We start from the raw sequence: 13,221 nt of genomic DNA, 5'->3' as shown, positions 1-13,221 counted from the left end.
GTTGGTCGCCAGCACGAGTCGACCGCAAGGACGAGGAAGGCCAGGACATGGGACGCCACCGACGCTCCGCCGCCGGCCGCGCCACCGGGGTCACCCATGCCGACCCCTGCGACGGCGGCCCGCTTCCGAGGGACGACCGGGGGGACGGCCCGCCCACGATGGGCACCGCGCCGTATCTGAACCCGCAGGCGTACGCCGAGACGTACGCGCGGAGCGAGGCCTACCTCTACGCGACGGACGGCGTCGGAACCCCCGCCGGGGGCGGGGACTTCGCCCGCGGCGGCTTCCCGGGCGCCGACTTCTCGACGGGTCCGGACCGGATCGGCCACGCCTTCGCCGGTGACGGCTTCGTCCCCGGCGACGACGCTCCCCGCTCCGGCGGACACCGGCGCCGGAAGAAGAAGACCGCGGCCCCGGTCCGTACCGGTCTGCTCGGCGTCTCCGCCGCGGTGGCCCTCGGCACGGTGGCGGTGGCCACGGGCGCGGTGCCCGGTCTGGAGAACTACCGGCTCGGCGGCGACAGCGCCTCCGGTGACAGCGTGCAGGCCGGAGGAGCGCCGACCAACTCGCCCAGCGGGCAGGGCGGCACGTCCGGCAGCCTGGAGAACCCGAGCCGCGACGCCGGCACCCCGGCGAGCCGCGACACCGAGCGCTCCGCCTCGTCCGGTCCGTCCGCACCGGCCTCCGCGTCGGCGTCGGCCGCGCCGACGAAGACCCCGGAGGAGAAGACTCCGGAGGAGAAGGAGACCGCGGCGGCCCCGGAGAAGACCGCGCGGGAGACGCCGTCCCGCGAGGCGACGCCGGAGCCGGAACCGGAACCGGAGAAGAAGACGAGCGGTCCGGTGACCGGATCGGCGGAGGCCGTCGCGGGGGCCGAGGTGCTCCGGCTGGTCAACGTGGAGCGGGCCAAGGTGGGTTGCAGCCCGGTCGTCGCGAGCAGCTCGCTGACCGATCTGGCCACGGCGTTCAGCGTCGACATGGCCGACCGGGGCTTCTTCGACCACACCGACCCCGACGGCGACACCCCGTGGGACAGGGCCAAGACGGCCGGCATAGGCAACCTGGGCGGCGAGAACATCGCCCGGGGCCAGGCCGACGCCGCGGCCGTGATGCAGGCCTGGATGGACAGCCCCGGCCACAAGGCGAACATACTGAACTGCGACTTCAAGACGCTGGGCGTGGGCGTCCACATGGGGCCGGGCGGTCCGTGGTGGACCCAGAACTTCGGCTACTGACCCACGGTCAGCGCGATCCGACGGTCAGTGCTGCCCTGACGTAGGCTTGCGCGTATGACGACGGCGCGGCGCCCGGAGGAGCAGGAGCTCCCCTTCAACGTGTTCGCCAAGGCGTGCCCGTCCCGCGGCACGCTGGAGCATGTGACCGGGCGCTGGGGCGCGCTGACCCTCGGCGCGCTCCACGAGGGCCCGCTCCGGTTCAACGAGCTGCGCCGCCGGGTCGACGGGGTGAGCGAGAAGATGCTCTCCCAAACGCTGCACGCGCTGGAGCGCGACGGGCTGGTGCACCGCGAGGCCCGGTCCACCAACCCGCCCCACGTGGACTACGAGCTGACGCCGCTGGGCCACGAGGTCGCCCGGCGTCTGCTGTCCCTCATCCAGTGCGTCGAGGGCAGCATGGACGCCGTGCTGCGGGCCCGTGAGCGCTACGACGAGACGCGCGGCGCCCGCTGACACCTCGGGCAGAAGTAGCTGGAGCGGTTCATCCATGCCCGTCGGCGCACCGGCGTACCGCAGCGGCGGCAGGGCAGGCCCTCACGCCCGTACGCGTCCAGGGACCGGTCGAAGTAGCCGGACTCCCCGTTGACGTTGACGTAGAGGCTGTCGAAGCTGGTGCCGCCCACGGCGAGGGCCGCGTTCATGACGTCCCGGACGTGGCCCAGCAGGAGCAGGGTGCGCGGGCGGGTGAAGCCGGCCGTCGGGCGTTCGTAGTGGATGCGGGCCCGCCACAGCGCCTCGTCGGCGTAGATGTTGCCGACGCCGCTGATCAGTGACTGGTCGAGCAGCGCCCGCTTGATGGTGGTCCGCCTGCGGCGCAGCGCCTGGTGGAACGCCTCCTCGTCGAAGAGCGGGTCCAGGGGGTCCCGGGCGATGTGCGCGATGACGTCGGGCAGCCCGTCGGGGGTGTTGTCGTGCAGGGACAGGCCACCGAAGGTGCGCTGGTCCACGAAGCGGAGCTCGGTGTCCAGGGTGTCGGTGAAGCGGACGCGGACGCGCAGGTGCTTCTCGTCCGGCGCCGTGTGCGGCTGCACCAGCAGCTGGCCGCTCATGCCGAGGTGGGCCAGGACCGACTGGCCGGTGTCCTCCAGGGGCAGCCACAGGTACTTGCCGCGGCGGCCGGGGACGCCGACGCGGTGTCCCTTGAGCCGGTGCGCGAAGTCGTCGGCGCCGGAGAGGTGACGGCGTACCGCGCGCGGGTGCAGCACCTCGGCGTCGGCGACGGTCCGGTGGGCGACCCACCGCTCGAGTCCGCGCCGTACGACCTCGACCTCGGGCAGCTCGGGCATGGTGTCCCCTCCCAGGACCGGTGGACGAGACCGAGCGCCCGCCCCGGTGCGGGGCGGGCGCTCGGGTCGCGTGGTTCGTCAGGCGGAGGCCGATGGGGCGTCGGCGCTCTTCCCGGAGGCATCGGCTTCGGCGACCCGGACGGTCTCCTCCGCCTCCGCCGCCGCCTTGGCGCGCTCGTCCGCGGCGGCCCGGATGGACCGCCAGGCGGACTCGGCGGCCTGCTGCTCCGCCTCCTTCTTGCTGCGGCCGGTGCCGGTGCCGTACGAGACGCCTCCGACGCGGGCGGCAGCAGTGAAGGTCTTCTCGTGATCGGGGCCGGTCTCCGTGACCAGGTACTCGGGCACGCCGAGTCCTTCGGTCGCGGTGAGCTCCTGGAGGCTGGTCTTCCAGTCCAGGCCGGCACCGAGGTTCGAGGACTTCTCGATCAGGGGGTCGAACAGGCGGTGCACCAGCTCCGCCGCCGAGTCCAGGCCCTGGTCGAGATAGACGGCGCCGATCACCGCTTCCAGGGTGTCGGCGAGGATGGACGCCTTGTCCCGCCCGCCCGTTCCCTCTTCACCACGGCCGAGCCGGATGAAGGAGCCCAGGTCGAGCCCGCGGCCCACCTCCGCCAGCGCACGCGAGTTGACCACCGCGGCCCGCAGCTTGGCCAGCTGGCCTTCGGGCAGGTCGGGGTGGGTGCGGTACAGCGTGTCCGTGACGACGAGGCCGAGCACGGAGTCCCCGAGGAACTCCAGCCGCTCGTTCGTCGGCAGGCCGCCGTTCTCGTACGCGTAGGAACGGTGGGTCAGCGCACGCACCAGAAGGGCGGACTCGAGCCGGTAGCCGAGCCGCCCTTCCAGAAGCGTGTGGGACGAGGCCTGGTTGTCCGCTGAGTTCTTCTTCGGCGTCGACACAGTGCCTCTCACCAGCCGCTCAGACCTCGAGGACCTGGCGCTTGTTGTAAGTGCCGCAAGACGGGCACGCGATGTGCTGCTGCTTGGGCTCGTGGCAGCGCTCGCACGCAACCAGGGTGGGGACCGCAGCCTTCCACTGCGACCGGCGGTGGCGCGTGTTGCTGCGCGACATCTTCCGCTTCGGAACAGCCACGGCTACTTCTCCTGCTTCTCGTCGACGCCCGGTTCGGCGCCGCTCATCTCGTCCTTCTCGCCGTCCTTCATGGTGCCGGCGAGTCCCTGCAAAGCCGCCCAACGGATGTCGACGGCGTCGTGGTGGTGGTCCGGGTCGTCCGCGAGTCGTGCTCCGCACTCGGCGCACAGACCCGGGCAGTCTTCCCGGCACACCGGCTGCATCGGCAGTGCGAGCACCACCGCGTCCCGCAGCACGGGCTCGAGGTCGAACAGGCCGTCCTCGAGGAAGAGCCTGTCCTCGTCGTCCTCGGCGTCGTCGCCCGGTTCCGCGATCACACGGCCCCGGTCGTCGGCGTCAGGGTACGAGAACAGCTCCTGGAAGTCCGCTTCGAGCTCCTGCTCCAGCGGCTCCAGACACCTTACGCACTCCCCCTCGGCCTTCGCACGGGCGGTGCCTGTGACGAGCACACCTTCCATGACCGACTCGAGTCGGAGTTCCAGCTCCACCGGGGCGCCTTCCGGCACTCCGATGACCCCCTTGATACCGAGATCCCCGGGAGCGTCGACCGTGCGGTTCAGGCGCTGCAGCGCACCAGGACGCCGCCCCAGTTCGTGCGTGTCGAACACGAGGGGGTTGCGGTGGTCGAGGCGGGCGTTCAGGGCCATTCCTGCTTTCGGTCTTCGATCTCAGAGGTACCACTGCCCCGCGATGTTCCCGGGCAGCGTGGATCGCGGACGTAAGCGCGACCGAAGAGCCAGGATACTGGACCTTTCGCTCTCGTCCCAATCCGCCCCTGCCTACAGACCCCGCTCGCGCTCGTAGGCCCGCAGCTGTTCGGGCGTGATCATGCTGGTGTCGAAGAGGCTGGTCTCGTCCAGCGCGTAGCCCTGCTGGGCCTGCTGGCCGTGCCCGGCCCGCTGCCCCTGGTCCGGGTCGTACGCCTGCTCCTGCGCGTCGTAGCCCTGGTACGCGGCGTACGGGTCGGCCTGCTGGGCGGGGACGCCCGCCGCCGGAGCGTAGCCGGGGACGGAGGGGTAGGCGCCCTGCTGTCCGCCGTACTGCTGGGGATAGTCGGCGTACGGGTCCGGCTGCTGCTGATAGCCGTAGGCGGGCTCCGACCGGGCGTAGCCCTGCTGCTGCGGCTCGGGCCGCCCGGCCGGGGCGGCGTCCCGCTCGGCGAGGGACGCGAGGTCGGCCAGGTAGTCGGCGTCGCTGGAGTGCTGGACGGTCGTCGGGTCGTCGGCGAGGGCGCCGAGGTCGTCGGTGGCGATCCGGCCGTGCAGCTTCTGCCGACCCCGCCCCACCGCCTCCAGGGTCTTGGCGAGGACCGCCTCGAAGGCGCCGAGCTTGACGTCGACGTACTCGTCGGCGCTGCGGCGCAGGGTCTCCGGGTCGTGGCTGCGCTCGGGGGCGTCCTCGTCCTCGTAGCCCTGCTCGTCCAGGCCGGGGCCGGTGCCGAGCAGCTTCTCGCGGCCGCGGCCGACGGAGCCGAGCGTCTTGGTGAGGACGACCTCGAAGTTGGCCAGCTTGGAGTCGACGTAGTCGTCGGCCTCCGCGCGGATCTCCTCGGCCTCCTTGCGGGCCTCGCCGAGGATCCGGTCGGCCTCGGCCTGGGAGCGGCGGGCGATCTCGGTGTCGGAGATCAGGGAGCCGCGCTGGGCGTGCGCGCCCTCGATGATCCGCTCGGCCTCCTGGCGGGCCTGCTCGACCATCTGCTCCCGGCCGCCGATCAGTTCCTCGGCCTGGGCGAGGGAGTCGGGCAGCGCCGCACGCACCTCTTCGAGCATCGAGAGCAGCTCGGCGCGGTTGACCACGCACGAGGCCGACATGGGCATCGACCGGGCACTGGAGACCGCGGCGACGATCTCATCGAGCTTCTTCTGCACGTCCACCGTGTGCTCGCCACTCTCTACAGCTGTGTTGGAGACGGACGGGACGACTGTACGGCCACGGGGCGTCCGGTGGACACCGGGCGGCCGGTACGTGCGGTCAGTCCCGACGCAGGCGTTCGGTGAGGGCCGTCAGGACCTCCGGCGGCACCAGGTGGGCGACGTCGCCGCCCCAGGCCGCGACCTCCTTGACGAGCGAGGAGGACAGGAAGCTGTAGGTGGGGTTGGTGGGGACGAAGAGGGTCTCCACGCCCGAGAGACCGTTGTTCATCTGGGCCATCTGCAGTTCGTAGTCGAAGTCGCTGACCGCGCGCAGGCCCTTGACGATGGCGGGGATGTCGCGCTGCTTGCAGAAGTCGACGAGCAGGCCGTGGAAGGCCTCGACGCGGACGTTGCCGTACTCGGCGGTGACCCGGCGGATCAGGTCGATCCGCTCCTCGATCTCGAACAGGCCCTTCTTGGACTGGTTGATCATCACCGCGACGTAGACCTCGTCGTACAGCCGGGAGGCCCGGGCGATGATGTCGAGGTGTCCGTTGGTGATCGGGTCGAACGACCCGGGGCATACGGCGCGGCGCACTTGTGATCCCTCGCTCTCCGGTCCGGTCATCGTGCGTCTTCGCACGTAGAGGCGGCGCGACCGTACCAAAACGTTCCCTCGCCGTAGCGGCGGGCCCGGATCGCCTCGAAGCCGGGCGGCCAGGCGAATTCCCCGCCTCGGGTGCTGCGCTCCACGGTGACGAGGGCTTCTTCGGCGAGCCAGTCCTGCGAACGGAGTGTGAGCAGGATCTCCCGGAGATCGTCGTCCGAGACGGCGTAGGGCGGGTCGAGGAAGACGATGTCGTACGGCTCCGGCGGGGGCGCGGCACGGACGATCTGTTCCGCCTTCCCGTATCCGACCTCGGCGCCGGGGAGTCCGAGCGACTTCACGTTCTCCCGGACCGTGCGGACGGCACGGGCGTCGGCCTCGACGAGCAGGACGTGCCCGGCGCCGCGGGACAGGGCCTCCAGGCCGACGGCGCCGGAACCGGCGTACAGGTCGAGGACGCGTTCGCCGTCCAGCGGGCCGCCGAGCAGGGACTGCCAGGTGGAGAAGAGGCCCTCGCGCGCGCGGTCGGAGGTCGGGCGGGTCCCCTGTCCCGGCGGAACGGCCAGGCGGCGTCCGCCGGCCGCGCCGGCGATCACGCGAGTCATGTCCTCGGTCCTTGTCGGTGTGTGCTGGTCGGTGGCTGTCCCCAGTCTGTCAGCCCTTCTCCAGGTACTGCTCCCGTTCCTCGTCCAGCAGGGCGTCCAGCGCCGTGCGCAGGGCGGGCAGGTTCGTCAGGTCCGGGTCGGCGGCCACCACCGCCGCCGCCTCCTGCCTCGCCTCGGCGATGATCTCCTCGTCCTCGATGACGGCGAGCATGCGCAGGCTGGAGCGGGTGCCGGACTGTGCCTGGCCCAGCACATCGCCCTCGCGACGCTGCTCCAGGTCGATGCGGGAGAGCTCGAAGCCGTCGAGGGTGGAGGCGACGGCGTTCAGCCGCTGCCGGGCCGCGCTCGCCTCGGGCATCTCGGTGACCAGCAGGCACAGGCCCGGGGCCGAGCCGCGGCCGACCCGGCCGCGCAGCTGGTGGAGCTGGGAGACGCCGAAGCGGTCGGCGTCCATGATCACCATCGCGGTGGCGTTGGGGACGTTGACCCCGACCTCGATGACGGTCGTGGCGACCAGGACGTCGGCCTCGCCGGCCGCGAAGCGGCGCATGACCGCGTCCTTGTCGTCGGGTTGCATGCGCCCGTGCAGGACCTCGACCCGGAGTCCCCGCAGCGGCCCTTTCGCGAGCTGCTCCGCGATGTCCAGGACGGCGAGCGGGGGCCGCTTCTCGGCCTCGTCCTCGGCGGACTTCTTCCGGCCGGCCTTCTTCGGGTCGTCCTCCTCGTCGCCGATGCGCGGGCAGACCACGTACGCCTGGTGTCCGTTCGCGACCTCCTCGCGGACCCGCTCCCAGGCGCGGGCGAGGAAATGCGGCTTGTCCGCGGCCGGGACGACATGGCTGGCGATGGGCGAGCGGCCGGCCGGGAGCTGGTCGAGGACGGAGGTCTCCAGGTCGCCGAAGACCGTCATCGCGACCGTGCGCGGGATGGGGGTGGCGGTCATGACGAGCAGGTGCGGGGGCTGCTTGCCCTTGCCGCGCAGGGCGTCGCGCTGCTCCACGCCGAAGCGGTGCTGTTCGTCGACCACGACCAGGCCCAGGTCGTGGAACTGCACCTTGTCCTCGATCAGCGCGTGCGTGCCGATGACGACGCCGGCCTCGCCGGTGGCCAGGTCGAGCAGCGCGTGGCGCCGCGCCGCCGCCCCCATGGACCCGGTGAGCAGCACCACCTTGGTGGCGTCGTCCGCTCCTCCGAGCATCCCTCCCTCGGCCAGCTCCCCCATCATCTCGGTGACCGACCGGTGGTGCTGCTGGGCGAGCACCTCGGTGGGCGCGAGCATCGCCGCCTGTCCGCCCGCGTCGACGACGGCGAGCATGGCGCGCAGGGCGACCAGCGTCTTGCCGGAGCCCACCTCGCCCTGAAGCAGGCGGTGCATGGGGTGTTCGGTGGCGAGGTCGGCGAAGATCTCGGCGGAGACCTTCCGCTGGCCCTCGGTGAGGGTGAAGGGGAGGCGGTCGTCGAAGGCGGCGAGGAGGCCGTCGGGCTTCGGGCGGCGGGCCACCGCGGGGAGTTGCGCGTCGGCGTGGCGGCGGCGGGCGAGGGCGACCTGGAGGACGAAGGCCTCGTCCCACTTCAGGCGGGCGCGGGCGTCCTCGATGTCCGCCTTGGTGTGCGGGCGGTGGATCTTGAGGAGTGCCTCGGGGAGGGTGACCAGTCCGCGGCCCGCGCGGAGGGAGTCCGGGAGGGGGTCGAGGGCCTCCTGGGCGCTGGGCAGCACCGTCTGGAGCGCCTTGCCGATCTTCCAGGACTCCAGCTTGGCGGTGGCGGGGTAGATCGGGATGAGGGCGCCGGCCCAGGTCTCGACCGTCTCCTCGGTGTCCCCGCGCAGCAACTCGTATGCCGGGTGGGCGAGTTGGAGGCGACGGTTGAAGACGGAGACCTTGCCGGCGAACAGCGCACGGGTGCCCGGCAGGAGTTCCTTGTGCGGTTTGTGGACACCGGCGCCGAAGAAGACCAGTTGCAGCCGGCCGCTGCCGTCCGTGATCGTCACCTCGAGGCGCTGGCCCTTGCCGCGCGGGGCCTTCGCGGAGGCGAAGGTGTGCAGACGGGCGTCGGCGACCTGGGCGACCACCGTGACGTGCTCGTCCATGGGGAGGTCGGCGAGGTGGGTGAGCTGACCGCGCTCCTCGTATCTGCGCGGGTAGTGGTGCAGGAGGTCGCCGACGGTGTGCAGGCCGAGATGCTCGGCCATCACCTTCGCGGTGGCGGGGCCGAGCACCTTCTTCAGTGGTTCGTCGAGTGCGGGCACGGGGTCCATTGCACACCACGCCACTGACAACACGCGGACGCCGGGGCCCGGCTCCGCGCGGAAGTCCCGCCCGGGTCACTCCACCCCGATGAGCAGCAGGGCGCCCTGTCTGCCGCCGTGGTACACCACCGTGTCGACGGCGAGGTAGCCCTCGCGGACGCGGGTCTCCAGACGGGCGGCGACGGACTCGGGGGCGTCGTCGCCGAGGACCAGGGTGACCAGTTCGCCTCCGGCCGCGAGCATGCGGTCGAGGACGGCCTCGGCGGTGGCCGTGAGGTCCTGCCCGATCACGGCCACGTCCCCGTCGACCAGGCCGAGGACGTCCCCGGCCTGGCAGATGCCCGCCATGGTCCAGGACCGGTGCTCGGCGACGGTGACCTCGGCGTAGCGGGTCGCGCCCGCCGCCGACGTCATCGACACCACGTCCTCGTCGAAACGGCGCTCCGGCTCGTGCACCGCGAGCGCCGCGATGCCCTGGACCGCGGAGCGGGTCGGGATGAGCGCCACCCGGACACCCTCCGCCCGGACCTGCTCGGCCGCCGCGGCGGCGGTGTGGCGCAGCTCGGCGTCGTTGGGCAGCAGCACCACCTCCCGCGCGTGCGCGCGCCGTACCGCCTGGACGAGTTCACCGCTCGCGGGCGGCTCACCGGGACGGGCGAGCACGGTGGTCGCGCCCGCCTCCGCGTACAGACCCGCCAGGCCCTCGCCGGGCACCACGGCCACGACGGCCCGCTGGGCGCGCTCCCCGGACGCCGCCGGTCCGGTCCCGGCGGTGCGGACGTCCCCCGCGCCGAAGTGGGTGATCCGGATCCGGTACGGCCGTCCGGCCTCGATCCCGGCCTCCACGGCGGCGCCCGCGTCGTCCACGTGCACATGGACGTTCCACAGCCCGTCCCCGCCGACCACCACGAGCGAGTCGCCCAGCGCGTCGAGCCGGTCGCGCAGCCGCGTGACGGCCGCGTCGCCGGCCTCCAGCAGATAGATCACCTCGAAGGCGGGTCCCCCGGGCCCCGGCCCCGGCGCGGCACCGCCGTCCGCGCACGCGCCGGGGCCGTCGGTCTCCTCCGCGCACGCGTGCGGCACGGGACCGGCGACGCGTACGGAACCGCTCCACGGGCCGCCCGGCGCCGGCATGCCCCGCGGCGCCTCCCCCGTGCACGTCTCCACCAGTGCCGCGAGCACCGCCACCAGCCCCCTGCCGCCCGCGTCGACCACCCCGGCGCGCCGGAGGACGGCCAGCCGGGCCGGGGTCTCGGCGAGTGCCGCGCGGGCTCCCTCGTAGGCCGCCCGCGCCACCGTCCCGCAGTCGCCGTCCGCCCGGCCGGCGGCTTCGGCGGCGGCAGCGGCGACGGTGAGGACCGTGCCCTCGACGGGATGCGCGACCGCCCGGCGCGCGGAGTCGGCCGCGTGCCGCAGGGCGGTGCGCAGCCCCTCCCCGTCGGCGTGGGCCGGGGCCTTGTCCGCGGCCAGCACCTGGGCCATGCCACGCAGCAGCTGCGCCAGGATCGTCCCGGAGTTGCCGCGGGCGCCGATCAGCGCCCCGTGCGCCATCGCCCGTACCGCGTCGGCCAGCGTCGGCCGCCGGTCCCCGTCGGCCTCGTGTCCCGCGAACACCGCCTCCACCGCCGCGGTCGCCGACTCGACGGTCAGATAGAGATTCGTCCCGGTGTCCCCGTCCGCCACCGGGTAGACGTTGATCGCGTCGATCTCCTCACGGGCCCGCCCCAGCGCCTCGAGCGCGAGACCGCACCAGGAACGCACCGCGAGAGCATCGAAGAATGTCTGCGGCACCTGCGCCACCTGCGCCTCCCTGAGCTGCCGGCCGTGGCAGGCAGCGTAGACCGTGGGACGCCGCCCGCCGGAAGAGGGCCGCAGGCGGGCCCCTGAGCTGCCGTGGTAGTTTCGTTCTACGGATGCAGCCGTTGTATGCTGCTCCGGTTGCCCGATCCGATCGGGCCTCTCACCCGGTAACGCCACTCAGATTCCACAGGGCTCCTGGAGCCCGGAATTTCGATCCCGGCCTGCCGGGATCAACCGTAAGTGCATCTGAAGTCTTTGGAGTGACCCGTGGCTGCCAACTGCGACGTCTGCGGCAAGGGCCCGGGCTTCGGCAACAACATCTCGCACTCGCACCGCCGTACGCCCCGTCGCTGGAACCCCAACATCCAGCGTGTGCGTACTGTGGTCGGCGGGACGCCGAAGCGCGTGAACGCCTGCACCTCGTGCATCAAGGCCGGCAAGGTCTCGCGCTGACGCTTTCGCTGAGCGCGCGGCCACTGCCGGTTTCGCCGCACTTAGCCGGTCCACCTCGGGTGGGCCGGCTTTTTGCTGTGGTCCGGCACGCTCACGAGGTGCCCCGCGTGGGTGCGGGCCGGAGGTGTTCGCGCGGCCCGGCGCTCGCGGGACACCTTCCCCGGAGGGGGTGCCCCCGGCGCCCACCCGCGCCGCCCTGGGGGCGCCTCCCAGGCCTCCCAGGCCTTCGAGGCACTCTGGGGGCACAGGTGGGCGCGGGAACGACGGGAGCGGTCGTCCGCGGTCAGCGCGGCGGGTTCAGGTTCCAGGCGTGGTCCACCGGTCCGATTCCCCCGCCCAACGCGAAGCCGGACGCTATGGCTCCGGTGACGTAGGCCTTGGCCGTCGTCACCGCCTCCGGCACGGACCGGCCCTTCGCCAGTTCCGACGCGATCGCCGACGCCAGTGTGCAGCCCGTGCCGTGGGTGTGGCGGTTGTCGTGCCTGGGGGCGCGCAGCCAGTGCTCCTCGGATCCGTCGGTGAGCAGGTCCACGGCTTCACCGGGCAGGTGACCGCCCTTGATCACCACCCAGCGCGGCCCGAACGCCAGCACCGCCCGGGCCGCCCGGCGCATGTCGGGTTCCGACCCGACCCGTACGTCCGCGAGTTGTGCCACCTCGTCCAGGTTCGGCGTGGCCACGGTCGCCACCGGCAGCAGCCTGGTCCGTACGGAGTCCAGCGCGGAGGCCGCGAGCAGCGGGTCCCCGTGCTTGGAGACCCCCACCGGGTCGACGACCGCCGGCGCGTCCGTGCCGGCGATCAAGTCGGCCACCGCCTCGACGAGTTCGGCGGAGGAGAGCATGCCGGTCTTGACCGCCTGCACCCCGATGTCGTCGACGACGCTGCGGTACTGGGCCCGCACCGCCTCCACGGGCAGCTCCCAGGCGCCCTGCACGCCCAGGGAGTTCTGCGCGGTCACCGCGGTGAGCACGCTCATGCCGTGCACGCCGAGCGCCAGCATCGTCTTCAGGTCGGCCTGGATCCCCGCGCCGCCGCCGGAGTCGGAGCCGGCCACGGTGAGCACCTTGGGCGGAGCGCTCATGACTCGATGTCCCCGAAGTGGTCCCAGCCGCCCTGGGTCGTCCAGGGCGCCCCGTCCACCGTCACCTGGGGCAGCGCCGACGGGTTGAGCACCTCGCCGATCACCTTCCAGCGGGCGGGCAGCTTCACGTCCGGCGGGAAGGTCGCCACGATCGCGTGGTCCTCCCCCCCGGTCAGCACCCACTGCATGGGGTCGACGCCGACGGCCTGGCCGATGTCGTTCATCTGCGAGGGGATGTCGATCGCGCCGGAGCGGATGTCGATGCGGACCTTGCTGGCCTCGGCGATGTGCCCGAGGTCGGCGATCAGCCCGTCGCTCACGTCGCACATCGCGGTGGCGCCGAGCCCGGCGGCCGCGGGCCCCGCGTGGTACGGCGGTTCGGGACGCCGGTGCGCCTCGACGAAGGCGCGCGGCGAGCGGAAACCGCGGGAGAGCACCGCGTGCCCGGCCGCGGACCAGCCCAGCCAGCCGGTCACCGCGACGAGGTCGCCGGGCTGCGCGCCGCCCCGGGTCACGGGCTCCTGGTTGCGCAGATCGCCGAGCGCGGTGATCGACACCATGATCGCGTCGCCGCGCACGACATCGCCGCCGACGACCGCGGCGCCGGCCACCTGGCACTCGTCGCGCAGGCCGTCCATCAGCTCGCTGGGCCAGGTCACCGGCAGTTCCGCCGGGACGACGAGGCCGAGCAGCAGCGCGGTCGGCACGGCGCCCATGGCGGCGATGTCGGCGAGGTTCTGTGCGGCGGCCTTGCGGCCGACGTCGTAGGCCGTGGACCAGTCGCGCCGGAAGTGCCGGCCCTCCACCAGGATGTCGGTGCTGGCCACGACCCTGCGGTCGGGCGCGGAGACCACCGCGGCGTCGTCGCCGGGACCGACCCGGACCGCCGGGGTGGTGGTGAGACGGGAGGTGAGCTCCCTGATGAGCCCGAACTCCCCGAGCTCACCAACAGTGCCCTTCATT

Annotated in this window: 14 protein-coding genes; 3 read left to right on the top strand and 11 right to left on the bottom strand. The window is 72.7% G+C overall.

Translation table 11 applies throughout. The features are described 5' to 3' along the window. The first annotated feature begins 47 nt into the window (after positions 1-47). Both ACZ8ZB_RS24430 and ACZ8ZB_RS24425 read left to right on the top strand, forming a co-directional pair. Positions 48-1,235 (top strand): CAP domain-containing protein, encoded by a 1,188-nt coding sequence (locus tag ACZ8ZB_RS24430; protein WP_470739778.1) that lies wholly within the window; start codon positions 48-50, stop codon positions 1,233-1,235. Positions 1,236-1,289: 54 nt separating this feature from the next. Then, positions 1,290-1,688, top strand: a complete 399-nt coding sequence (locus tag ACZ8ZB_RS24425; RefSeq protein ID WP_470739777.1) for a winged helix-turn-helix transcriptional regulator — start codon at positions 1,290-1,292, stop codon at positions 1,686-1,688. Here the strand turns inward: ACZ8ZB_RS24425 and mutM are convergent. The 9 genes from mutM to ACZ8ZB_RS24380 form a co-directional block, all read right to left on the bottom strand. After that, positions 1,661-2,521, bottom strand: a complete 861-nt coding sequence (mutM, locus tag ACZ8ZB_RS24420) for a bifunctional DNA-formamidopyrimidine glycosylase/DNA-(apurinic or apyrimidinic site) lyase (RefSeq protein ID WP_470739776.1) — start codon at positions 2,519-2,521, stop codon at positions 1,661-1,663. The genes ACZ8ZB_RS24425 and mutM overlap by 28 nt on opposite strands. Before the next feature lie 78 nt (positions 2,522-2,599). Next, positions 2,600-3,418, bottom strand: a complete 819-nt coding sequence (gene rnc / locus ACZ8ZB_RS24415; protein WP_470741570.1) for a ribonuclease III — start codon at positions 3,416-3,418, stop codon at positions 2,600-2,602. 19 nt (positions 3,419-3,437) lie between these two features. Then, positions 3,438-3,611, bottom strand: coding sequence for a 50S ribosomal protein L32 (gene rpmF, locus ACZ8ZB_RS24410; RefSeq protein WP_003951102.1), 174 nt, complete (start codon positions 3,609-3,611; stop codon positions 3,438-3,440). 2 nt (positions 3,612-3,613) lie between these two features. After that, a complete protein-coding gene (locus ACZ8ZB_RS24405; protein ID WP_470739775.1) occupies positions 3,614-4,258 on the bottom strand; it encodes a YceD family protein in 645 nt (214 codons plus the stop codon). A 132-nt stretch (positions 4,259-4,390) separates the two neighbouring features. Then, entirely contained in the window at positions 4,391-5,485 is a 1,095-nt protein-coding gene (locus ACZ8ZB_RS24400) for an ATP synthase F0 subunit B (RefSeq protein ID WP_470739774.1), read from the bottom strand. Between the two features lie 97 nt (positions 5,486-5,582). Then, positions 5,583-6,062 carry a pantetheine-phosphate adenylyltransferase gene (gene coaD / locus ACZ8ZB_RS24395; protein WP_037804001.1) on the bottom strand — a complete coding sequence of 160 codons (480 nt, stop codon included), beginning with the start codon at positions 6,060-6,062 and terminating at the stop codon, positions 5,583-5,585. A 26-nt stretch (positions 6,063-6,088) separates the two neighbouring features. Further along, entirely contained in the window at positions 6,089-6,676 is a 588-nt protein-coding gene (gene rsmD / locus ACZ8ZB_RS24390) for a 16S rRNA (guanine(966)-N(2))-methyltransferase RsmD (protein ID WP_470739773.1), read from the bottom strand. Between the two features lie 49 nt (positions 6,677-6,725). Beyond that, positions 6,726-8,933 (bottom strand): ATP-dependent DNA helicase RecG, encoded by a 2,208-nt coding sequence (gene recG / locus ACZ8ZB_RS24385; RefSeq protein WP_470739772.1) that lies wholly within the window; start codon positions 8,931-8,933, stop codon positions 6,726-6,728. A 66-nt stretch (positions 8,934-8,999) separates the two neighbouring features. Next, on the bottom strand, positions 9,000-10,724 hold the full coding sequence (locus tag ACZ8ZB_RS24380; protein WP_470739771.1) for a DAK2 domain-containing protein: 1,725 nt from the start codon (positions 10,722-10,724) through the stop codon (positions 9,000-9,002). 267 nt (positions 10,725-10,991) lie between these two features. Between ACZ8ZB_RS24380 and rpmB the strand changes: the two genes are divergently transcribed. Next, positions 10,992-11,177 (top strand): 50S ribosomal protein L28, encoded by a 186-nt coding sequence (gene rpmB, locus ACZ8ZB_RS24375; protein WP_004924906.1) that lies wholly within the window; start codon positions 10,992-10,994, stop codon positions 11,175-11,177. Between the two features lie 283 nt (positions 11,178-11,460). Here the strand turns inward: rpmB and thiD are convergent, their stop codons facing one another. Next, positions 11,461-12,258, bottom strand: a complete 798-nt coding sequence (thiD, locus tag ACZ8ZB_RS24370) for a bifunctional hydroxymethylpyrimidine kinase/phosphomethylpyrimidine kinase (RefSeq protein WP_470739770.1) — start codon at positions 12,256-12,258, stop codon at positions 11,461-11,463. Continuing rightward, positions 12,255-13,220, bottom strand: a complete 966-nt coding sequence (locus tag ACZ8ZB_RS24365) for a thiamine-phosphate kinase (RefSeq protein WP_470739769.1) — start codon at positions 13,218-13,220, stop codon at positions 12,255-12,257. The genes thiD and ACZ8ZB_RS24365 overlap by 4 nt, the downstream gene beginning before the upstream one ends. Position 13,221 lies beyond the last annotated feature (1 nt).

The sequence above is a fragment of the Streptomyces sp. 12E genome, from assembly GCF_055633275.1.
This window is presented reverse-complemented; position numbering and strand designations above follow the sequence as displayed.

Excerpts from the sequence above, each read along its gene's own strand:
- ACZ8ZB_RS24430 (WP_470739778.1), top strand. The coding sequence starts at position 48 with ATGGGACGCCACCGACGCTCCGCCGCCGGCCGCGCCACCGGGGTCACC.
- ACZ8ZB_RS24425 (WP_470739777.1), top strand. The coding sequence starts at position 1,290 with ATGACGACGGCGCGGCGCCCGGAGGAGCAGGAGCTCCCCTTCAACGTG.
- mutM (WP_470739776.1), bottom strand. The coding sequence starts at position 2,521 with ATGCCCGAGCTGCCCGAGGTCGAGGTCGTACGGCGCGGACTCGAGCGG.
- ACZ8ZB_RS24405 (WP_470739775.1), bottom strand. The coding sequence starts at position 4,258 with ATGGCCCTGAACGCCCGCCTCGACCACCGCAACCCCCTCGTGTTCGAC.
- rsmD (WP_470739773.1), bottom strand. The coding sequence starts at position 6,676 with ATGACTCGCGTGATCGCCGGCGCGGCCGGCGGACGCCGCCTGGCCGTT.
- recG (WP_470739772.1), bottom strand. The coding sequence starts at position 8,933 with ATGGACCCCGTGCCCGCACTCGACGAACCACTGAAGAAGGTGCTCGGC.
- thiD (WP_470739770.1), bottom strand. The coding sequence starts at position 12,258 with ATGAGCGCTCCGCCCAAGGTGCTCACCGTGGCCGGCTCCGACTCCGGC.
- ACZ8ZB_RS24365 (WP_470739769.1), bottom strand. The coding sequence starts at position 13,220 with ATGAAGGGCACTGTTGGTGAGCTCGGGGAGTTCGGGCTCATCAGGGAG.